18 protein-coding genes and 1 tRNA gene are annotated in these 21,682 nt (G+C 65.7%); 9 read left to right on the forward strand and 10 right to left on the reverse strand.

The features are described from left to right. Positions 1–67: 67 nt before the first annotated feature. The 3 genes from ACQR0Z_RS17900 to ACQR0Z_RS17910 are packed head-to-tail and all read right to left on the reverse strand — an operon-like array spanning position 68 to position 2,944. The gene (locus ACQR0Z_RS17900) at positions 68–1,108 is read right to left on the reverse strand and encodes a DNA polymerase III subunit delta' (RefSeq protein WP_434919525.1); all 1,041 of its coding nucleotides are present in this window, start codon (positions 1,106–1,108) and stop codon (positions 68–70) included. Then, entirely contained in the window at positions 1,105–1,785 is a 681-nt protein-coding gene (gene tmk, locus ACQR0Z_RS17905; protein ID WP_434919526.1) for a dTMP kinase, read from the reverse strand. The genes ACQR0Z_RS17900 and tmk overlap by 4 nt, the downstream gene beginning before the upstream one ends. A gap of 4 nt (positions 1,786–1,789) precedes the next feature. Further along, positions 1,790–2,944, reverse strand: coding sequence for a D-alanyl-D-alanine carboxypeptidase family protein (locus ACQR0Z_RS17910; RefSeq protein ID WP_434919800.1), 1,155 nt, complete (start codon positions 2,942–2,944; stop codon positions 1,790–1,792). Positions 2,945–3,205: 261 nt separating this feature from the next. Between ACQR0Z_RS17910 and ACQR0Z_RS17915 the strand changes: the two genes are divergently transcribed. Next, on the forward strand, positions 3,206–4,159 hold the full coding sequence (locus ACQR0Z_RS17915) for an alpha/beta fold hydrolase (RefSeq protein WP_434919527.1): 954 nt from the start codon (positions 3,206–3,208) through the stop codon (positions 4,157–4,159). Here ACQR0Z_RS17915 and ACQR0Z_RS17920 read toward each other — a convergent pair. The 4 genes from ACQR0Z_RS17920 to ACQR0Z_RS17935 form a co-directional block, all read right to left on the reverse strand. Continuing rightward, complete coding sequence (locus tag ACQR0Z_RS17920; RefSeq protein WP_434919528.1) at positions 4,156–4,674, reverse strand: GNAT family N-acetyltransferase; 519 nt, start codon at positions 4,672–4,674, stop codon at positions 4,156–4,158. The genes ACQR0Z_RS17915 and ACQR0Z_RS17920 overlap by 4 nt on opposite strands. Positions 4,675–4,680: 6 nt before the next feature. After that, positions 4,681–5,229 carry a phage tail protein gene (locus ACQR0Z_RS17925; RefSeq protein ID WP_434919529.1) on the reverse strand — a complete coding sequence of 183 codons (549 nt, stop codon included), beginning with the start codon at positions 5,227–5,229 and terminating at the stop codon, positions 4,681–4,683. Between the two features lie 48 nt (positions 5,230–5,277). Continuing rightward, positions 5,278–5,808 (reverse strand): phage tail protein, encoded by a 531-nt coding sequence (locus tag ACQR0Z_RS17930; protein WP_434919530.1) that lies wholly within the window; start codon positions 5,806–5,808, stop codon positions 5,278–5,280. 136 nt (positions 5,809–5,944) lie between these two features. Then, the gene (locus tag ACQR0Z_RS17935; protein WP_434919531.1) at positions 5,945–6,487 is read right to left on the reverse strand and encodes a phage tail protein; all 543 of its coding nucleotides are present in this window, start codon (positions 6,485–6,487) and stop codon (positions 5,945–5,947) included. Between the two features lie 508 nt (positions 6,488–6,995). On the opposite strand from ACQR0Z_RS17935, the gene ACQR0Z_RS17940 reads away from it, so the two are divergent. Beyond that, positions 6,996–11,405: a putative Ig domain-containing protein gene (locus tag ACQR0Z_RS17940; protein WP_434919532.1), complete on the forward strand. Its 4,410-nt coding sequence runs from the start codon at positions 6,996–6,998 to the stop codon at positions 11,403–11,405. A 75-nt stretch (positions 11,406–11,480) separates the two neighbouring features. Here ACQR0Z_RS17940 and ACQR0Z_RS17945 read toward each other — a convergent pair whose 3' ends face one another. Beyond that, positions 11,481–12,401 carry a septal ring lytic transglycosylase RlpA family protein gene (locus ACQR0Z_RS17945; protein WP_434919533.1) on the reverse strand — a complete coding sequence of 307 codons (921 nt, stop codon included), beginning with the start codon at positions 12,399–12,401 and terminating at the stop codon, positions 11,481–11,483. A gap of 982 nt (positions 12,402–13,383) precedes the next feature. On the opposite strand from ACQR0Z_RS17945, the gene ACQR0Z_RS17950 reads away from it, so the two are divergent. Continuing rightward, a tRNA-Ser gene (locus ACQR0Z_RS17950) sits at positions 13,384–13,473 on the forward strand. Positions 13,474–13,622: 149 nt separating this feature from the next. Here the strand turns inward: ACQR0Z_RS17950 and ACQR0Z_RS17955 are convergent. Continuing rightward, positions 13,623–14,351, reverse strand: coding sequence for an NIPSNAP family protein (locus ACQR0Z_RS17955; protein ID WP_434919534.1), 729 nt, complete (start codon positions 14,349–14,351; stop codon positions 13,623–13,625). 82 nt (positions 14,352–14,433) lie between these two features. Between ACQR0Z_RS17955 and ACQR0Z_RS17960 the strand changes: the two genes are divergently transcribed. Then, complete coding sequence (locus ACQR0Z_RS17960) at positions 14,434–15,060, forward strand: TetR/AcrR family transcriptional regulator (RefSeq protein WP_434919535.1); 627 nt, start codon at positions 14,434–14,436, stop codon at positions 15,058–15,060. An 18-nt stretch (positions 15,061–15,078) separates the two neighbouring features. On the opposite strand, the gene ACQR0Z_RS17965 is transcribed toward ACQR0Z_RS17960, so the two are convergent. Beyond that, positions 15,079–15,750, reverse strand: coding sequence for a Spy/CpxP family protein refolding chaperone (locus ACQR0Z_RS17965; RefSeq protein WP_434919801.1), 672 nt, complete (start codon positions 15,748–15,750; stop codon positions 15,079–15,081). A gap of 451 nt (positions 15,751–16,201) precedes the next feature. Between ACQR0Z_RS17965 and ACQR0Z_RS17970 the strand changes: the two genes are divergently transcribed. The 5 genes from ACQR0Z_RS17970 to ACQR0Z_RS17990 all read left to right on the forward strand — a co-directional run bounded on the left by ACQR0Z_RS17970 (position 16,202) and on the right by ACQR0Z_RS17990 (position 21,655). Next, positions 16,202–17,542, forward strand: coding sequence for an ABC transporter substrate-binding protein (locus tag ACQR0Z_RS17970; protein ID WP_434880103.1), 1,341 nt, complete (start codon positions 16,202–16,204; stop codon positions 17,540–17,542). A gap of 116 nt (positions 17,543–17,658) precedes the next feature. Then, complete coding sequence (locus ACQR0Z_RS17975; protein ID WP_434919536.1) at positions 17,659–18,597, forward strand: carbohydrate ABC transporter permease; 939 nt, start codon at positions 17,659–17,661, stop codon at positions 18,595–18,597. Continuing rightward, complete coding sequence (locus tag ACQR0Z_RS17980) at positions 18,597–19,508, forward strand: carbohydrate ABC transporter permease (RefSeq protein WP_434880102.1); 912 nt, start codon at positions 18,597–18,599, stop codon at positions 19,506–19,508. Before ACQR0Z_RS17975 ends, ACQR0Z_RS17980 begins: the two co-directional genes overlap by 1 nt. A gap of 19 nt (positions 19,509–19,527) precedes the next feature. After that, positions 19,528–20,628 (forward strand): ABC transporter ATP-binding protein, encoded by a 1,101-nt coding sequence (locus ACQR0Z_RS17985; RefSeq protein ID WP_434858797.1) that lies wholly within the window; start codon positions 19,528–19,530, stop codon positions 20,626–20,628. Positions 20,629–20,656: 28 nt separating this feature from the next. Beyond that, positions 20,657–21,655: a hydroxyacid dehydrogenase gene (locus ACQR0Z_RS17990; protein ID WP_434919537.1), complete on the forward strand. Its 999-nt coding sequence runs from the start codon at positions 20,657–20,659 to the stop codon at positions 21,653–21,655. Positions 21,656–21,682 lie beyond the last annotated feature (27 nt).

A 21,682-nucleotide genomic window follows, 5' to 3' on the forward strand; every position in this document is an offset into this window, starting at 1 on the left:
CAGATTCCTCTTTGACGCCGTCGATGGACGGATTGATCCTGATGATCCCGGGATGATGGTCGGCGCGTTACCGCGTGGCTTCGGCGAGCATCCCGAACACCGAGAAAACCAGCGGTTTTCGCTCCAGATTATAGGATTCGGTGTCGCGCGCGGCGCGGACGATCTTTTCCCATACCTCCGCCAGCCGTGCAAGGCGCGGCAGTTCCGCGTTGGGATCTTGCGCCCGCAGCCGTTCCGCCACCCAGCGTTCGATGCTGTCGAGGAAGCTCGCCAGCGCGACGCGGTCGCTGGTGCCGAGCGCGTCGCCGAGGGCATGCAGCTCGCCAGCGTCGATTCGCGGCAGGCTTGCGAGCAGCGCGGCGGTGCGGGTCTGCAGCTGCAGCCCGTCGCCGCCCATCAGCATCAGGGTCCTGGAGACGCTGCCTTCGGAGGCCTTGGCGGCCTCGCGCAGCGCCGGATCGCCGCCGTCCATGCCGGTCGCCTCGGCCGCGGCGCTGATGACGTCCTCGGTCGACAGCGCCCGCAGCGAAAGCCGGCGGCAGCGCGATTTGATGGTCGCGAGCACCCGGGCCGGCGCGTGGCTGACGAGCAGGAACAGCGATTGCTGCGGCGGCTCCTCGAGGATCTTGAGCAGCGCGTTCGCCGCGTTCGGATTGAGCTCGTCGACGGTGTCGACGATGCACACCCGCCAGCCTTCGACGGCCGCCGTCGAGCCGAAGAACGAGATCGTCTCGCGGGTCTCGTCGACCGTGATGACCGTGCGCAGCACGCCCTTGTCGTTGGCCGAACGCTCCAGCGTCAGCAGCCCGCCATGAGCCTCGGAGGCGATCAGGCGGGCGACGTGGTCGTCAGCATCGACGTGGAGCGATTCGGCGGCGCGCACCTCGGACGCCATGGGATCGCGATGGGTCAGCACGAACCGGGCCATGCGATAGGCCAGGGTCGCCTTGCCGATCCCCTGCGGCCCGCCGATCAGCCAGGCATGCGCCATGCGCCCGCTGCGATAGGCGGCCAGCAGCGCCGCCTCCGCCTCGCGGTGCCCGAACAGCGCCGTGGTCTCGCGCGGATGCCGGACTGTGATCTCCGGCTCGACCTTGCGCGCGCTCATGATGCCGCCGCCACGGCCGTGAACAGCCGCTCGCGCACCGCGCCCCAGACGATGTGCGCCACCGTCTCGGCATTCGCGGTGGCATCGATCAGCACGCAGCGCCGCGGCTCAGCGGCGGCGATCTTGTGAAAGGCGTCGCGCAAGCCCTTGTGGAACTTGAGGTCCTCGCCCTCGAACCGGTCCGGCGTGCCGCTGCCGCGCCGCGCGGAGGCGCGTTGCAGCCCGACCTCGACGGGAACGTCGAGGATCAGCGTCAGGTCCGGCTTGAGGTCGCCGATCGTGACCCGCTGCATCGCATTGAGCACGTCGGGCGCGACCTTGCCTTGGCTGCCCTGATAGGCCCGGGTCGAATCGAAAAAGCGGTCGCACAGCACCCAGCTGCCCTGGTTGAGCGCCGGCAGAATCACGTTGCGCACGTGATCGTCGCGCGCCGCGGCGAACAGCAGCGTCTCCGCCTCCGCGCCAAGCAGCTTGCCCATGCCGGACAGCACGAGGTGGCGCATGATCTCGGCCCCGGGCGAGCCGCCGGGCTCGCGGGTCAAGACGACGCGCACACCCTCTTTCTCCAGACGGTCCGCCAACATCTTGATCTGCGTGGATTTTCCGGCGCCCTCGCCGCCCTCGAAGGTGACGAATCGGCCGCGGCCCGGACCACGTTTCAAAGCTGCATCCGCCATGTCTCTAGAGCTTCTCGGCCCCGGCGCGGAACATTCCGATCACGAGCTCGCTCGCCCCGTCGATCGCGCGCCGCATCGTGGACCCCCTGCCCACCGCCTCCGCAGCATAGACGGGGGCCTCCATGGCGATATTGGGGCCGCGCCACACCCTGACAACCCCGACCTTCTGCCCGGACTCGACCGGCGCCTTCAACGGGCCGCTATAGATGATGCGCGCGAGCAGCTTCTCGCCACCGTTCTTCTGCACCATCACCTTGACCGGCACCGGGCTCGACAGCTTCACCGAACGGCTCTCGCCGCCAAAAACTTTGGCGTAGCCGAGCGTCTGGTCGGCGGCGAACAGGGTGCGGGTCTCGAAGTTGCGAAACCCCCATTCCAGCATCTTCTTGGCCTCGGTGGCGCGATCCTCGGGATCCTCCAGGCCGTTGACCACGACGATCAGCCGCGTGCCGTTCTGCACGGCCGAGCCGACCATGCCGTAGCCCCCCTCCTTGGTGTAGCCGGTCTTCAGCCCGTCGGCGCCTTCCATCGCATTGAGCAGTGGATTTCGGTTCTGCTGGCGGATCTTGTTCCAGGTGAATTCCTTCTCGCCGAAGATCTTATAGAACTCGGGGAAATCCAGGATGATGTGGCGGGCGAGCATCGACAGTTCGCGCACGGTCATCTTGTTGCCGGGATCGGGCAGCCCGTTGGAGTTGGCGAAGGTCGATTTCGTCAGGCCAAGCTCGCGGGCGCGCTTGGTCATGTAGTCGGCGGCAAAGATCTTCTCGTTGCCGGCCATGCCTTCTGCTAGCGCGATGCAGGCATCGTTGCCGCTCTGAATGATCGCGCCATGCAGGAGATCGCTGACCGACACTTTGCTGTTGAGGGCCGCGAACATCGTCGAGGTGCCCGACGGCGCGCCGCCCTTGCGCCAGGCATTCTCGCTGATCCGGTATTCGTCGTTGAGCTTGATCGTGCCGTCCTTGACGGCGTTGAAGACCACCTCGGCGGTCATCAGCTTCATCATGCTGGAGGGCGCGCGCAGCTCGTCGGCGTTCTTCTCGAACAGCACGCTGCCGCTGTTGGCCTCGACCAGGATCGCTGTCGGCGCGTCGCCGTCAAAGCCGCCATCGTCTTTCTTCGCGCCCTGGACGCTCTGGTTCGCGGCATAGAGCATCCCGCTCCAGCCGACGGCCAGCGCGGCCGCCACGGCGATGAGGGCACGCGTCGTCCGCCCGGACGTGGTGCCGGCGCGGCGGAACGGTAAAAGCATGAGATTCATCGGCTAAGCTCTGGAGCGCGCTCGGAATCTAGCATCTGGGCGTTGCGCAAACAACTCGGCAGTCCACCGCCGCAGCGGCTGTCCCGCGATTTGCACCGCCCTGCGCGCGATGCGATACCGTTGGACCAAGCACGAACAATCGACAGGGAGGACGCGGTGTCACAGGGGCGGATCGTGAAGGCCAACGGAATCGAGCTGTTCGTGCGCGAACAGGGCGAAGGTCCGCTCGTCCTGCTCTGCCATGGCTGGCCCGAGCTGTCCTATTCGTGGCGGCATCAGATCCCCGCGCTGGCCGAGGCCGGCTATCGGGTCGCGGCGCCCGACATGCGCGGCTTCGGCCGCTCGCAGGCGCCTCGCGATATCGCCGCCTACTCCATCTTCGACAATGTCGGCGACATGGTCGCGCTGGTCTCGGCGCTCGGCGCAGACAGGGCCGTTATCATCGGCCATGACTGGGGCGCGCCGGTGGCATGGCACGCCGCGATGTTTCGTCCGGACCTGTTCACTGCCGTGGCCGGCCTGAGCGTGCCGCCGCCCTTACGGGGCCGCGGCCGGCCGCTCGACACGCTCAGGGCCGGCGGCATCGAGAACTTCTACTGGCAGTATTTTCAGACGCCCGGTGTCGCCGAGGCAGAGTTCGAGCGGGACGTCGCGCTGACGATGCGCACGATGCTGGCGCGCGGCTTTTCCGATCCGCAGTCGCTGTTCGTCGCGTCAGACAAGGGCTTTCTTGGCGATGCAGATCCCGATCGGCCGCTGCCGGCGTGGCTGAGCGCGGCCGACCTCGCCGAGTTCATCGCGGCCTACCGCGCCTCCGGCTTCCGCGGCGGCCTCAACTGGTACCGCAACATCGATCGAAACTGGGAGCTCACCGCGCCGTGGCAGGATGCGATGATCCGCCAGCCGTCATTGTTCATCGCCGGCAGCGACGATGCGGTGATCAAGGGCATCATCGGCGCCAAGCGTGTCCAGGACATGGAGCGCATGCTGCCGGATCTCCGGCGCAAGCTGATCATCGACGGCGCCGGCCACTGGATCCAGCAGGAACGAGCCGACGAGGTGAACGCGGCGCTGATCGCGTTCCTGCGCGAGGTCGCTCCGGTTCGCTAGCGCGCGAGCGCAAGTTCCATCCGGCGATGCGAGGCCGTGGCCGCATCCGCGATGTCGCAGAAGCCCAGTCGGGCATAGAACCGCATCGCATCGTCGTTCGTGGTGGCGACCGCGAGCGAGAGCACCTCGGCGCCCTGCTGCTGGGCTGCCGCGGCGACGGCCTGCATGATCTCGCGCCCGACGCCTGCGTTGCGCGTGCCCGGCAGCAGTGCGAGATCGACCACGTGCCATCGCGACGCTACGCGATCGAGCAGCAGCCGCCCGACCGGCGATCCGTCGCGCAGGATGATCAGCGATTGCGCTGCCGGACACTGCGCCGCATGGCCCGCGACCTGCGCGCGATATTGTTGCGCCACCACGAGATCGAGCATTGCTTCCGGCAGATTCGCTGCGGAAAGCTGCGCGCCTTTGACGGATTTGAACAGGTCGCGCAGGAACGGCTCGTCATCGGCTTCGGCAAGCCTGAGCCGCAAACGGGCATCCTGCGAGACGATCTCGCTTCCGATCGTCGTCACGCTCGGTCAGGAGTTGTTGAACGACGGGAAGACGCCGGCATAGGCGATGCACCAGATCAGCGCCTGGGTCGGCTGCATGTTGTCGTGCGGGATGTTCTGCCCGGTGAATGTCATCGCCTGCGGTGAGAGCGTGGCCTGAGCGGGCGGCGGCAGGAAACCGTTGAATGCGGGATCGATGGCCGCGATGGCGTTGCCGGTGCCGGGGCCGAGTGCGCCACCCTCCGCAGCCTTGTTGCCAAGCTGGAGCACGTGGGTGTGCCCCGCCAATTCGGCGGTCGTGAGGCTCACGGTGCTGCTGCCCATCGTCTGGCCGATCACGCGCGGCTGCAGGCCGGGTCCGTCACCCTGGCCGTTGGTGATGCTGCCGCTCAGGTTGGGCAGTTGGAAATTGCTGGTGCCGTTGCCGCCATAGTAGGTGCCGATCAGCGCGAATAGCGGCGAAAAACGCTGGATCGGGACCAACTGACCGAAACAAGGCAGCCAGGCATTGTTGAAGCCGTCGGCCGCGAAAGTGAAAGGAAAGGCCTGGATTTCGCCGATAAAGGGATCTGACAAGCTGTGTCTCCTTGGAATGCGCCATCACGTCGATCGAAGCGCAGCCGCTCAACCGGGAGACGGAAAAACGCCCGCGTAGCAGATGCAGTAGTTGCCAACGACGGTCGGCATCAGGTTGTTGTGGCCAAGGCCCTGCCCCGCGGTCGCGACGGCTTGGGTCGACATGGTCGTGTAGGGCGCCGCGTTGGCGGCCGGCGCATAGAGATTGTCGGCGGACGCCGTCCCGAGAATGACCGATGGGCCAGGTGTTGCCGTGCTTGCAGCCTGCGTTGACGCCAGTAGCGAATGGCTGTGAGACGGAATCTCGTTGCTGTTCAGACTGTGCTCGTCTTCTCCCGCGGCCTGGCCGATCACGTAGGTCTGCAAGCCGGTCCCCGTGCCTTGTCCGATCGGAACGCGGCCGCGCAAATCAGGCGTATTGAAGGTCTGGACGCCATCGCCGCCATACGTGGTGCCAATGACCGTATACAGGGTCTCGTATTCCGAGATCGGCAGAGACTTTCCGTCGCACAACAGCCAGCCATCGGGAACGCGTGGAAATGCAAATAGCCTGATCTCGGCGATAAAGGGGTCAGACATCCCGAACTCCTTTCATTTGGCGAGCGCGGGCCTGGCTTCGCGGCTCGAGCACGAACTTCATTCGTTGAGAAATGGGTGACTCGACGCAAAGGACGAGACACCAGATCGAGACAGCCGAGAGCGGCCAGCGTAACGCTCAGTTCCGCGAGGGATAGACGCCGTTGAGCGCGATCAGATAGCTGATCGCCAAGTAAGGCTGCATGTTATTGTGGGCTTGGCCGCCTCCGGACAAGCCGATGTTGGTGTCGGGCGCCAGCGGCACCTCGCCTGCCCCCGTTGAGGTGAAGATCAACCCTGGATTGTCGGTCGGCAGCGTGTTGGTGGCGAACAGATTGTTCAACGGGCTCGCCCCTCGCCCAGATCCGGTGTCGGTCCTCGCCGAAAGCAGATGATTGTGAGACGGCAGCTGCGAAAGGATCAGAGTCACCGTCTCCGAGCCGCTCATCATTCCCGCCGGATACTGCCCCGCGCTTCCCGTCGATCCGAGAATGGCCCGGCCGCGGAGGTCGGGCAGCGCAAACGTCGTGACGCCGTTGCCGCCGTAATACGTTCCGAGCAGCGAAAACAGGGCTTGGTTGGTTTGAATGGCCAGCAACGCGCCGTTGCAGAACGCCCATCCCCTGGGCGGCTGGGCTCCAGCAAAGGGCATGATCTGCCCGAGGATTGGCTGCAATGGCATGCGTTATCTCCCAAAAACGAATTGTTCTTAATTGGGTCGATCAAGCCGCGGTCAGCAGCACGCCGAACCAAGAAGCATTATCTTTGACTGTGAAAATCAGGAACTCAAGCACAGATTGTAGGTCGAGAGCAGCTGTCTGGTCAAGGCAGCGATTCCGGCAGACGAGATTGTGGCAGTCATGCAACTTGGGAGAGAAACGCAATCCGTGCGCGCTGAAATGACTTGCCCGCGAGAACGCCGACCTCCAAGTTCAAACCTTCGATATCTTAATTTGGAATCAAGTTTTTTGGGTGCGGCGCTCTCGAATCACGAGATGCCGTGAGGGGGCATTGTGGAACTGGCAGCCAGACTCGGGGACCGCGTTCTTCAGCGGGTGCACGCGCACTTGCAGCGCTTGTCGAGATTATCCTCATACGCTCTGACCGCCATCATCGTGCTCGCGGCGGCAGCATCGCTCCTGCCGAGCGCGGCGCAGGCACAGTCGTGCACGCCCAGCTCGAGCGTGGACATGAATGGCCAGGTGGCCAACGGGTCGGGCGTCACCTTCTCCGTGGCCGGCAACTGCGCTGCCATCAAGAGCGGCTTGTATCAGCAGAACGGCGCCGACATTGGTAACAATTACCCGGTTTCGGGATCGGGTGGAACCTCGGGCAACGGCGACGCGGGGACGTTCTCCACTTCGAAAGCCACCTATCAAGTGATCGTCGGCCCAACCGGCATCAACGGGATCTCGGGCTACGTCGTCGACTACAAGGTGACGATCACGTCGCTCGCTGTGGGTGAGACCGGCGGCGCCGACTCATTCACGATGTACTACGCACCCGGTTCTGACACGAACAGCAATATCTACGGCAACGCCACAACCCCTTTCACGGTCAACATCACCAATCTCCCGGCCAACATCGTTGCGCCGACCATCTCGGCAGCGTTCTCGCCGACATCGATACCGTCGGGGTCGAGCGCGACGCTTACATTGACGATCAACAACCCCAATTCCGGCTTTGCCCTGACCGGCGTCGCGGTGGCTGCGAGTGCGCTGCCTGCGGGCCTGTCAGGTTCCGGTGCAGCGACGAGCTGCAGCGGCGGCACGGCGACGCTCGCGGGCAGCAGCCTCAGCCTGAGTGGCGCCACGGTGAACGCCAGCACAAGCTGTACCGTGACGCTGACCGTGTCGTCGCCGACGCCCGGCTCGTATTCCTACACGACGGGTATCGTATCGGCGACCGGACCGGGCTCCGTCTCGGGCAGTACGGCGACCACTCCTACGCCTTTGAGCGTGGTTGGCCCGACGGCAACGCAATCGATCGCCTCGAAGACATTGACACAGAACACCGCGGCCACGTCGTTCACACCCGTCACCGGTTCAGGCGGTGCGGCGCCTCTCACCTATGGGGTATCGCCGTCGCTCCCCGCCGGCCTGTCGTTCAACACGTCGTCCGGCGCCATCACCGGCACGCCCACAGTGACCAGCGGCGCGACCACTTACACGGTCACGGTGACGGACGCCAACAGCGCCACCGCCAGCAACACCTTCAGTCTGACGGTCAACGGCGCGGTCACGGCCACCCAGTCGGTCGCGTCGAAGACACTGACGCAGAATGCGGCGGCGACATCTTTTACGCCGGTCACAGGCGGCGGCGGCACGCCATCCTATACCTATAGCGTCTCGCCGTCCCTTCCCTCGGGCCTGACGCTCAGCGGTTCGACCGGCGCGATCACCGGCACGCCGACGGCCGTGAGCGGGTCGCAGACCTATACGATTACCGTCACGGACGCCAACTCCGCGACGGCCTCGAACACGTTCACGCTCGCCGTCAACGGCGCGGTCACGGCCACGCAGTCGGTCGCCTCGAAGACGCTGACGCGGAACGCGGCGGCGACCTCGTTCACGCCGGTCACCGGCAGCGGCGGCACGCCGTCGCTGACCTACAGCGTCTCGCCATCGCTGCCCGCGGGCCTCGCGCTCAGCACCAGCACCGGCGCGATCACGGGCACGCCGACGGTGACCAGCGGCGCGAGCACCTATACGATCACCGTCACCGACGCCAACAACGCCACCGCGAGCAACACGTTCAGCCTGACGGTCAACAGCGCCGTCACGGCGACGCAATCAATCTCCGCCGCCACCGTCACCGTCAATACGGCGATCACGTCGTTCACCCCGATCACCGGCGGCGGCGGCACGTCACCCCTGTCTTACGGAATATCGCCGACCCTGCCTGCCGGCCTCAGCTTCAACACGTCCACCGGCCAGGTCAGCGGCACGCCGACCGCCGTCAGCAGCACCACGACCTACACGGTGACGGTGACGGATGCCAACAACGGCACGGCCAGCAACACCTTCCAGCTGACGGTCAACGGCCCGTTGAGCGCCACGCAGGCGATCGCCTCCAAGGCGGTCACACAGAATGCGGCTGTGACATCGTTCACGCCGGTCACCGCATTGGGCGGCACGCCGTCCTACACCTACAGCATCTCGCCGTCCCTACCCACAGGCCTCGCGCTCAGCACGAGTTCCGGCGCCATCACGGGCACACCGACGGTGACCAGCGGCGCGACAACCTACACGGTCACGGTCACCGACGCGAACAGCGCCACCGCCAGCAACACGTTCAGCCTCACGGTGAATAGCGCCGTGACGGCCACGCAGGCGATCGCGTCGAAGGTCGTGACCGCGAACCATGCGGTCACCGCGTTCACGCCGGTGACCGGCGGCGGCGGCACGACGCCGTACACCTACAGCGTATCGCCTTCGCTGCCTGCGGGTCTCGCGATCAACAGTTCGACCGGCAGCATCAGCGGCACGCCGACGACCGCCAGCGGCGCCACCACCTACACGGTGACCGTGACCGATGCCGCCAACGCGACCGCGACCAACACCTTCAGCCTGACGGTCAGCGGCTCTGTCGCAGCCACCACCGCCGTGCCGTCCACCACGCTGCCGTATAATCAGCCGGCCACACCGTTCACGCCGGTCACCGGATCGGGCGGCACGGGGGCGCTGACCTATGCGGTGTCTCCCACTTTGCCGACCGGCCTCAGCTTCAACACGTCGAACGGCCAGATCAGCGGCACGCCGACCGTGCCCACCCCGGCGACGACCTTCACGGTCACCGTGACCGACACCAACAGCGCGACCGCGAGTTCGACCTTCAGCCTGACCGTCAACGGTCCGGTCGCGGCGACGACGGCCGTGCCCTCCACCACGCTGCCGATCAATCAGGCGGTGACGCCGTTTGCGCCGATCACCGGCTCCGGCGGCACCGGCGCGCTGACCTATGCGGTGTCTCCCGGCCTGCCGACCGGGCTCAGCTTCAATACGTCGAACGGCCAGATCAGCGGCACGCCGACCGCCACGACCGCAGCGGCCACCTATACGGTGACGGTGACCGACAGCGTCAGCGCGACCGCCAGCGCGACGTTCAGCCTCTCGGTCGGTCAGCTCAGCACCCAGGTGACGCTGACCTCGTCACAGAACCCCAGTCAGTTCGGCCAGGCGGTGACCTTCACCGCGACAGTGGCTCCGCAAAACGGCGGCGGCACGCCGGCCGGCACGGTGACCTTCAACGACAACGGCTCGCCGATCGGCACCGCCACGCTCGCCAGCGGCGCGGCGACTCTGACGACCACGACGCTTTCGGTCGGCAGCCATACCATCACCGCCACCTATGGCGGCAGCGCGCTCTTCTTGGCGAGCACGTCGTCCGGCCTCGCCCAGACCGTCAACGTGCCGGTCGACAGCGTGCGGCTGCGCTCGCTGCAGCAGACCGTCTCCAAAATGGTGGCGCAGAATTCGGGACAGGCGATCTCCGGCGCGATCGATGATGCCATCGCCGACGGCTTCAGCGACGGCGGCGGCCAGTTCCTGACACCGGGCAGCACGCGCATGCGCTTCAACTTCTCGGCTGATCCGCGCGATCAGGATGAACGGCCTGCCGTGTCCGACCGGGCCGGCAGCGGCACCGACGCCTATTCCTCCGTGCCGCCGGGGGCGCCGCAGCGCGGACGCGCCGTCAATCGCAACCGAGTCGACGATGCCTTCGCCGCCATCGACCGCGGCGACAAGAAGCAGGCCGCGCCGAAATGGCATGAGCAGAAGGAGTGGCTGCTATGGGCCGACGTGCGCGGCACCGGCGTCGATCGCTTCGGCACGACCAGCACATTCGGCGTCACCCAGTCGAGCCAAGCCTCGCTCTATGGCCAGCAGCTCAACGCCACGATGGGGCTGACCTATCGCGCCACGCCGAGCGTCCTGGTCGGCGTGCTCGGCGGCTACGAAACGTTCAGCTACACCCAGCAGGACATCAACGGAAAGCTGAAGGGTGACGGCTGGACCACTGGCGCCTATCTCGGCTGGAAGATCGTGCCGACCCTGCGTTTCGATGCCGCGGTCGCTTATTCCGGCATCGGCTATAATGGCAGTGCGGGAACGGCGCAGGGCAACTTCACCGGCCAGCGCTGGATGCTGTCCTCCGGCCTGACCGGCAACTACAAATTGGCGGGCGTGGTGCTGGAGCCGTCGACCAAGGTCTACGCGCTGTGGGAGCATCAGAACGCCTACACCGACTCGTTGGGTACACGGCAGGGCTCCTACGACTTCGCCAGCGGCCGCGCCTCCAGCGGTCTGCGTGCCGCCTATCCCGTCGCCTGGCTCGATAGCGGCCTGCTGCTGACGCCCTTCCTCGGCATGTATGGCGACTATTACTTCAACAAGGAGGACGCCAACGCTCTCGTCGCCGGCGCATTGGCATCGACGCCGCTGCTGCAGGGCTGGTCGGCGCGCTTCACCGGCGGCCTCGGCATCGAGACAGCCGGTGGCGCCGGCCTGGGTCTCGGCGCCGAGTATGGCGGCATCGGTGGCAACACCCGCGTCTGGACCTTCTCGGCCAAGGCGCGGGTGCCGTTCAGCGCCCGGTAAGACGACGGCGGCTGCTGGAATCAAAACCGCCCCAAGCGGGGCGGTTGACGGCGTCCGGCTCGATGGGCGGCGAGCTCAGTACAGCCCGCGGCCGCTCATGATGTCGCGGGCTTCAGCGGCGCCGTCATTGGCTGTCGTCTCTCCCTGCGAGACGTAGCGGCCACTCTGGTCGTAGGACACCGCGCGCGGATTATCGAGGCTGCGTCCGCGCGTCCGGCTCGACGCCGACAACTCCGAGGCCGCACCGATCGAGGCCATGTCGGCCGAGGTGTTGCCGAGCGTATAGGGCCGCCCCTCCGGCAGCGGGACCTCGCCGCGGATCGGACGGCTCGCGCCCATCTCGGGCACGAACGGCTTGGCCGAGGCGACGCGCACCAGCGACGGCGCAGGCGCCGGGATGCCGGTGCGCAGGGTCGCCATCAACTGGGTGTCGTCGGAGCCTTCGAGCGGCGCGCGGCCGACATATTCGACGCGGACGCGGGCGACGCCGTTGCCCTTGAATTCCAGGAGATCGGCGGCCTTGTTGGAGACGTCGATCAGGCGGTTGGCATGGTACGGGCCGCGATCGTTGACTCGCACGATCAGCGATTTGCCGTTGGCAAGATTGGTGACGCGCGCATAGCTCGGCATCGGCAGGGTCGGATGCGCCGCCGTCAGCGACGTCATGTCGAACACCTCGCCATTGGCGGTCAGCCGGCCGTGGAAGTCGTCGCCGTACCAGGAGGCCATGCCCTCGGCGCGATAATTGGCGTCCTCTTCCGGGACGTAGGTCTTGCCGGCGACCGTATAGGGCTTGCCGATTCGGTACACTCCGCCGCCCTTCGGCACCGGCTCGCCGAAGCCGACGACCCGCGGGCTCGACGACACGCCGTATTTCGGATCGACCTTGCTGGCGAACTTGTTCGACGAAGCGCAATTCGCGACCGTCAGGCAGGCAAGGACAGCGACAGCAGCACGCGCCGCTTTCCCGACCGGATCTGTTTGACCAATCCCCATCGACCCCAAATACCACTTCAGCGGCCGCCGCCCTGCCCGCGCCAGCCTGCTCTTCCCGAGTCGCATCCCCCGCAACTCAATGCACAAGACTAACGCAACCCGAACACGGCGGAAATGGGGTCGCCCGCGCCGTGGTTAACCGGAGCTTTCCAGCGGTTGTTGCGCGCGTGCAGTGACTGCCCAAGCGTGCAGTTCTCCGCCGTCGGCGTGTTGCGAGTGCACCTTTTGGGTCACATATGTTGCTGGAAAAGCTCACCCGGGTGAGTTCTGATTTACCTCCACCTGAATCATTTTGACTGTGCAGGGCTGCACGTCGTTTGCTTCACACGGGGGCGACAACAGGGTGTGTTCGCTATGATCGAAGCAATGACGGCAGTGATGGGCTTGGTTGGCGCCGGGATCTTCCTCGCTCACGCGTTCGAAGGCGTCCGTTCGCGGGCCTGATTTCCGGACGATGTCGGACAGTCGACCACCCGGTCGACTTTCGTCGGCCTCCGGCCATGACGCTTCAGAACGGATCTGAAGCCTCGGTTCTGACCAGCAGGCCAGACGACGAGATTTTCCCGCGGAAGATCGGTTTGAAGAACGGCTCGAGGCCGTTCACGACGTCCACCCACGCGAGGTGGCCCATGCGACATCGAGCTTTCGTCCCTAGACATTTTGTCCATCGCGACGTGCTGTCGGGCGCGTTCCTCGCCCTGGCGCTATCGAGCGCCGCATTGCTCCATTCCAGCCTGATCGCCTTCGCGCTGCGATGACCGCCCCTGCGCGGGACAATCTTTGGCGACGGTTTTGAACCCGCGGGTCTCAGGCTCCGCCGACACATCGCAGCGAATCAGGGCCAAGCTTGGCGAACGGATCGACGGGATCGCTGAGGACCTCGCCGGTCTCGGCAATATCCGACCGAGATTTGCCCGAGACCTCCGCTGGTTCGCCTTGCGTTCAGCCCCCCCATTCGATAAGCGATTGAAATTCCTGCTACGGAAGGGTGGCCGAGTGGTTTAAGGCACCGGTCTTGAAAACCGGCGTGCCCGCAAGGGTACCGTGGGTTCGAATCCCACCCCTTCCGCCATCATCTCCAGCCTGCGCGATCTCGAAATCTCCGACCCAGCGTCACTCCCGAAGCGACGCCGCTGGACGGCGGCGCACGATCGGCCGCGCAAGTGCGGCTGCCTCGGCGGGAGCCGTTGAGACAGTGGCCAAGCGCGCATCCCGGTCGGATCACCAGGCGCAGAGCGATCGTGACGTCGGCGTCAGGTAGGACACCTTGATCGGCCGCCAGCACTGCCGGTCGAGACGTGGCTGCACATCGTCGGTCCACTCGGTGATGCGCGCGAGCTGCTCGCGATGGCGAGTCTGGCTCGCTTCGTCCGCGTGGCATTCGAACCAGACGAACACGGTCTCGCCCTCGCGCACCGGCAGCCGTGGGAAATTGTTCGCGCCGCGTTCGCTGACGAACATGGCATCGATCCGGGCGCCAGCCTGGCGCAGGATCGGACAGGCGCGCTCGGAGAACAGTTCGGCGAAGCCGGCCTCCTTGCCGGGGGCGAGCGAACAGACGCTCGCGACCACGAGTCCTGTCGCCTGCGACCGTGCCTTTTCCTCGGCGCGCGGCAGGCTGTGCGCGAACGGCGCCAAGGCGCCGGCCGGCTTCAGCAGCAGCACGTTGTCGGAGTTGAGCATCGTCGCATTGGCCGCAGCGCCATGCGCAGCCCAGACCGGCCCGCCGTAGAACGCCTGCAGCGCACGCGCTCTCGAATCCCAATCTGCGAAGGAGCGCACCCAGACGAAAGCATCGGGATCGTCACGATCCCAGAACTCGCCCTCGATCCGCATTCCCAGCGCCTCCTGCGGCTCGACGAAGGCGGCGTCGAACAGCTCCGTGAGCGCGGTCCTGCCCCCGGGGCGCAAGCGGTAGCGACGCAGTTCGAAGATCGCGTGCGGGTTCATCAACATCCTCCGACAGGTCGATTGTCCTGTTTTTCACTACAGGATGATTGACCTGTTTTGTCAACCCGCTATCCTGACCCCGATGACGGCAGCGAAGCGAACCAACGATCCCGAAGGCGTGCGCAGGCGCATCGTCGACAGCGCCTATGAGGCTTTCACCCGCCACGGCTATCTCGCCACGGGGATGCTCGAGATCCGGGAGAAGGCCGCGGTGTCGGGCGGCGCCATGGCGCATCATTTCCCCGCCAAGCGCGCGCTCGGGCTCGCGGTGATCCAGGACCGCGTGACGCAGGCGGTGATGCAGACATGGATCGCCCCTCTGGACGCCCATACCGATGCGCCATCCGCGATCGACGCGATCTTTGCCGCGATCATCGGGGAGTTGACGGCCAAGGGCGCCGTGTCTGGCTGCCCATTGAACAACATGGCGATGGAGATCTCGGCGCATGATGCCGACATGCGCGCAGCGCTCGGCGCGATCTTCGCGCAATGGCATCAGGCGCTGCGGGCGAAGTTCTATGCCGACGTGCTCGCCGGCCGCGCCCGCGACCTACATCCGGACAGCCTCGCGACGCTGGTCATCGCCGCCTATTCCGGCGCGATGGCGATGGCCAAGGCGCGGCAGGACGCGATCCCGCTCGCTGATGCCCGGGCCGAGCTGGCGGCGCTTCTCGCCGCCAAGTATCGCGGCGCAACGTCGGCAGGCTGACGCGCGTCATCGCCCGAACTAATCGAGCCCGCGCTCGCGACTGAGCCGCACCATCTCGTTGATGAAGATCTGCTTCTGCTTGTCGTCGAGACTGGTGAACAGCGGCTCCGCCGCGTCGGAGACGGCGCGCTGGTCGGCGGCGCGGTCGACCAGGAACTGCGCCTCGTTGCGCATCTGCTCGATGATGTCGTCGGGCGGATCGCGCTTGGCGCGGGCGATGCGCAGGTTCAAGCGGTCGGCGCCGTTGCGGCCGAGCGCGTGCATCGCGTTCGCGAACGGCCCCCAATTCTTCGCCTGTTCTTCGGTCAGATTGAGGCCGGTCTTCAGGCGCTCGACATTGGCGTCGCTGTTGGCGACGATCTGCTCGGCGGTGAGCTGAGGCACGCCCGGCTGGGTCAGCATCGGCGTGGCCTTCGCGACCTTGGTGGCCTTGGCCTTGCTCGCCCCCTTGGCGTCCTTCGCCTTCGGGGCGTCCGGCGGCGGCGGCGCCGGCTGTGCGCTCGGCTGGCCGGTGTTTCCGGTGAACGCGCCGGTGACGCCCGTGACGACGCCGACCACGCCGCCAATCGCACCGCCGAGCACGCCACCCACCGGGCCTGCCGCCTTGTTGCCTTCGCGGGCGCCCTGCTCGACTCCCTTGAACAGTCCCTGCGCGTCAACCTGACGCGGCACCGACATGACGCTCAGCATCAGCAGCAACGCTGCTGCGGCGCAAAGATTGCGGCGCACCGTTTGTCTCCATCGGCTGGTCGTCATCGTCTTCCGCTCCCTGCCGACACACCAAGAGGTGGCTGTCGAAATCATCAGCATGTCTTCCGAGTCGGCGGAATTCTAGCGTCGCCGCAACGCGCAAGTCCATCTGCCCCGGCAGATCCGCCGATCAGCCCGACGCGGCGACCGCCGCGTTCACGCATCGGCACGGCGGCCTCGCATTGCAGCGCCTCATCGCTGCAGAGCAAACAACATTGCCCTCCTATGCACGCCAGGAGTTCTAAGTTCCGCCTCACCTGATTTCTCGACAGCCACGCGCAATTCTGCTCTGATTGCATTCAAGCGAAATCCACGCGCGCATGACGCGACGCAATAACTAACAAAACGGATTCGCACCTAACAACGCTTGGCTCACCAGGGAGGGAACGCCATGTCACGGAGGAAGCTGAACCGCCGACAATTCGTTGCTGCGACCGCTGCCACCTCGGCGGTCATGATTGCCGCACCCTATGTGCGCGGCGCCTATGCCGCCGGCAAGCTCTCGATGGGGTTCTGGGATCACTGGGTGCCCGGCGCCAACCAGGCCTCCACCGACCTGGTCAATGAGTGGGCCGCAAAGGAAAAGGTCGAGGTCTCGATCGACTACATCACCAGCCAGGGCAAGAAGATCGAGCTGACCATCGCCGCCGAAGCCGCGGCGAAGTCGGGCCACGACCTGATCGCGATGCCGACCTGGTGGCCGCACGCCCATGCCGAGCTGCTCGAGCCCGTCAACGACATCATGGGGCCGATCATCAAGGAGAACGGCGAGGTCAACGGCACCGTCAAATATCTCGGCCAGTCCGGCGGCAAATGGCTGGCGGTGCCGGCCTGCGTCGGCAGCCAGATCAAGGGCCCCTGCACCCGAATCGACCTGATGAAGAAGCATGCCGGCATCGACGTGCAGGAGCTGTATCCGGCCGGCAGCGCGCCGAAGGCCGATAGCTGGAACACGGAGACCTTCCTGAAAGCGGCGGAAGCCTGCCAGAAGGCCGGCGTTCCCTTCGGCATCGGCCTTGGCGAAACCACCGACAGCGTCGATTCCGCCGGCGCGTTCTTCCAGGCGTTCGGAGCCGAGCTGGTAAACGCCAAGGGCGATGTCACGGTGAAGACCGACGCCGTGCGCCAGGCGCTCGAATTCTACAAGCGGCTGATCGCGGCGCTGCCGCCGGATGTGGCCTCGTGGGACGACGCCTCCAACAACAAATGGCTGGTCTCCGGCAAGGGCGCGATGATCATGAACCCGCCGAGCGCCTGGGCGGTGGCCAAGCGCGACGCGCCGCAGATCGCCGAGCAGTGCTGGACGCACGGCTTCCCGGCCGGACCGAAGGGCCGCTTTGCGCCGTTCCTGCCGTACTTCTGGAGCATCTGGTCGTTCTCCAAGAACAAGGAGGCGGCCAAGAGCCTGATCGTGCACCTGTCGAAGCCGTCATCGATCGAGAAGATGGTGGAGGCGAGCGGCGGCTACGATCTGCCGGCCTATGAGAAGCTGACGACGCTGAAGATCTGGCAGGAGCAGGGTCCGCCGAAGGGGACGCTCTATCACTACCCCAACCCCTACAATCACCAGACCCTGTCGATCGCGGCCTCCCCTGCTCCACCCAAGATCGCGCAGCAGATCTACGCCCAGGCGACCATGACCAAGATGTGCCTGCGCTACGCCCAGGGCGAGAAGATGGAAACCACCCTCGCCTGGGCCGAGGGCGAGTGCGAAGGCTTCATGCGCAGCTGAGTGCGCTCCTGCATCACGGCGGCCCGCCGCGCGCGGGCCGCCACTCCCAGCACCGTCTTTCAGCCCGCCTGTGAAGCCCGGCCCGCGGCCGGACGCGCCACGAGGAGCCTGCTCTCATGGTTGATGCCGCCATCGGCGAAGAGTCCATTGCCCGCCCCCGCAGGGCCGACAGCCGCAGAGGCCTGCGCAATGCGCTGAAGCGAAAATCGACCACAGCCTTCCTGCTGACGCTGCCGCTGATCCTGCTGATTGCGCTCTTGGTCGTTTATCCCGCGATCTATTCGGTGCATCTGGCGACCTTGAACAAGTCGATGCAGCGCTTCGTCGGCTTCGGCAATTTCGAGTTCCTGTTCAAGCGCGACACGTTCTGGCTGGTCGTCAAGCAGTCTTGCATCTTCGCGATCACCGCGGTGGTGTTCAAGGCGCTGATCGGCTTCATCGTCGCGCATTTCGTCCACAACATCCCGGCCAAGGGCCAGCGCAAATGGCGCGGCATGCTGCTGGTGCCCTGGGTGATCCCGCCGGCCATGAGCACGCTCGCCTGGCTGTGGCTGTTCGACCCGTCCTACAGCGCCTTCAACTACACGCTGGCGTTCTTCGGCATCGGCCCGATCCCGTGGACCGGAGATGCCGCCTGGGCGCGCTTCTCGGTGATCCTGGTCAATGTCTGGTACGGCGCGCCGTTCTTCATGATCATGTACCTGGCGGCGCTGAAATCCGTCCCCGACCAGCTCTACGAGGCCGCCGCGATCGACGGCGCCAATTGGTGGCAGCGGATCTGGTATGTGACCCTGCCGATGATGCGCAACATCATCGCCATCACCACACTGTTCTCGCTGATCGTCACCTTCGCCAACTTCGACATCGTCCGCATCCTCACCGCCGGCGGCCCGCTCGACAAGACGCACATCTTCGCGACCTGGGCGTTCCGCGTCGGCATCGAGGGCAGCGACATCCCGCTCGGCGCCAGCGTCTCGCTGTTCATGGTGCCGATCCTGGCGGTCGCGGCGATCTTCATCCTGCGCGACGTCAACAAGCGGGGGAACGAATCCTGATGAGCACGATGACCGTCGACAAGGCCGGCCCGACCCGCAATGTGAAGTACGGCTCGATGAGCCGCGACCGCGCCTGGGCGCTCCGCTGGTCGTATTTTTTCCTGACGCTGTTTGCGATCTTCTCGCTGGTGCCGCCGCTCTACATGCTGATCACCTCGCTGAAGGGCAGCGCCGAGATCTCGGCCGCGACCAATCCGTGGTGGGTGTTCCATCCGACGCTGGAGAATTACATCGGGCTCTTGACCTCGAACCAGTTCCTGCGGTTCTTCTTCAACTCGGCGATGGTCTCGATCATCGTCGTGATCATCACCATGCTGATCAGCATTCCCGCGGCGTTTGCGCTGTCGCGGATGAAGTTCTGGGGCTCGGCGACGCTCGCCACCGGCGTGTTCCTGACCTACCTGATCCCGGACAGCCTGCTCTTCATCCCGCTGTTCAAGATGTTCGCGCTGATCGGCGACGTCACCGGCATCCAGCTCATCAATCGCTGGTACGTGCTGCTGTTCATCTATCCGACCCTGACGGTGCCGTTCTGCACCTGGATCATGATCGGCTATTTCGCCTCGATCCCGAAGGAGCTGGATGAAGCTGCGATCATCGATGGCGCCTCCTGGCTGCAGACCTTGACGCGGATCTTCATCCCGGTCGCCCTGCCCGGCCTGATCGCCGCGACGATCTTCGCCTTCACCGTCTCCTGGGCGCAGTTCCTGTATCCGCTGGTGTTCACGACCTCGGCCGACCAGCTGGTGCTGCCGGTCGGCATCGTCACTACCCTGATCAAGGGTGACGTCTTCAACTGGGGGCAGATCATGACCGGCGCGCTGCTCGGGGCAGCGCCGCCGCTGATCATCTACGCGTTCCTGATGGACTATTACATCGCCGGCCTCACCGCCGGCGCGACCAAAGGCTGATGACGGGGGTTGATCTGATATGGCTGAAGTGAGCTTGCGCAAGGTCGTGAAGCGTTACGACGAGGTCGAGGCGGTCCGCGGCATTGATCTGGATATCGCCGACCATGAGTTCGTCGTGCTGGTCGGACCAAGCGGCTGCGGCAAGTCGACGACATTGCGGATGATTGCGGGACTGGAGGACATCTCCGATGGCGACATCTCGATCGGCGGCGACGTCGTCAACGACGTCCCGCCGAAGGACCGCGACATCGCGATGGTGTTCCAGAACTACGCGCTCTACCCGCACATGACGGTCGCCGAGAACATGTCGTTCGGGTTGCGGCTGAAGCATTATCCCAAGGCGGAGATCAAGAGCCGCGTCGCGGAGGCCGCGCGCATGCTTGATATCGCCGACCTCGTCGACCGCAAGCCGAAGCAGCTCTCCGGCGGCCAGCGCCAGCGCGTCGCGATGGGCCGCGCCATCGTGCGCAATCCAAAAGTGTTCCTGTTCGACGAGCCGCTGTCCAACCTCGACGCCAAGCTGCGCGTGCAGATGCGCATCGAGATCAAGAAGGTCCACCAGAAGGTGCGCACCACGACGGTCTACGTCACCCACGACCAGGTCGAGGCGATGACCCTGGCGGATCGCGTGGTCGTCATGAACAAGGGCCGCATCGAGCAAATCGGCACGCCGACCGAGCTCTATCACAACCCGGCGACGCGCTTCGTCGCCGGCTTCATCGGCTCGCCGGCGATGAACTTCGTGCCGTGCCGTCTGGAAGAGGCCAACGGCCAGTTGCACATCCGCCTCACCGACCGCATCAGCTTCCCGCTGCCGCCGGCGCGCGCGGCGCGCTATCAATCCGTGTCGCGGAATGACCGGCTGCTGCTCGGCATCCGGCCGGAGCACATTACCGAGACCCGGCCGCATGCCGAGCCCGGTCTCGAGCCGTTCGAGGCGATGCTCGACGTCACCGAGCCGATGGGCATGGAGACGCTGGTCTACTTCGCCCTCAACGAAACGCCGGTGTGCGGACGGGTCAGCCCCAATGCCGGCGCGCGGGATGGCAGCCCCCTGCGTATGGCAATGGACCTCAACAACATGCACCTGCTAAACGAGGCTTCAGGACTCGTCATCTGACGAGCATAAGAAGCTTCAAGGGCAGGACATGACCACCAGGACGGCAACCAACAAGAACAAGATCCTCGTCACGGAATCCTTCTCGACCAAGGGGCGCGCGCTGCTCGCGGCGCGCGACGACGTCGAGATGATCGAATTCCCCAACATGATCTCGGCGGCGGATTTTTCCGACCTGTTGAAGTCCCACGCGCCGGTGCACGGTGTCGCGCTCGGCGCGACCCGCTTCGGCGAGCCGGAACTCGTTGCCGCCGGCGACATGAAGGTGGTGACGCGCATCGGCGTCGGCTTCGATGCGGTCGACGTCCCGGCCCTCTCGCGACACAAGGTGCCGCTGATGGTGGCGGGCACTGCGAACTCGCCCTCGGTCGCCGAGCAGGCGCTGTTCATGATGCTGACGCTCGCCAAGCGCGCCAGCGAGATGCATGCGATGGTGAAGGACGGCACCTGGGGCTCCCGCCTCGGCGTGCTGCCGTTCGACCTCTACGGTAAGACTGTGCTGATCATCGGCTTCGGCCGCATCGGGACCCGCACCGCCAAGCGCTGCCTGGCGATGGAGATGCAGGTGCTGGTGTACGACCCCTACAAGCCGGCCGCCGAGATCACCGCCGCCGGCTGTGAGCCGGTCGCCGATCTCGACGCCGCGCTGCCGCGTGCCGATTTCGTCAGCATCCACTGCCCGAAGACGCCGGAGACCATCGGCCTGTTCAACGCCGCGCGCCTCAAGCTGATGAAGCCGACGTCGTACCTGATCAATACCGCGCGCGGCGGCCTCGTCGACGAAGCCGCGCTGTACGACGCGCTCTCTTCCGGCCGTCTCGCGGGCGCCGGCCTCGACGTGTTCGAGCAGGAGCCGCCGCCGGTCGGCCACGCGCTGCATGCGCTGCCCAACGTGATCATGGCGCCCCACGTCGCCGGCGTCACCCGCGAGGCCGTCGATCGCATGAGCGAGCAGACCGCGCGCAATATCCTGAGCGTCCTCGACGGCGATCCGATCCGGCAGAACGTGATCAATCAGGACGTGCTGTAGGCACGGCTGCGCGCGTCGCGCACGAGA

It is taken from the genome of Bradyrhizobium sp. HKCCYLS3077 (assembly GCF_051167555.1).
In the GTDB taxonomy this organism is placed as follows: Bacteria; Pseudomonadota; Alphaproteobacteria; order Rhizobiales; family Xanthobacteraceae; genus Bradyrhizobium.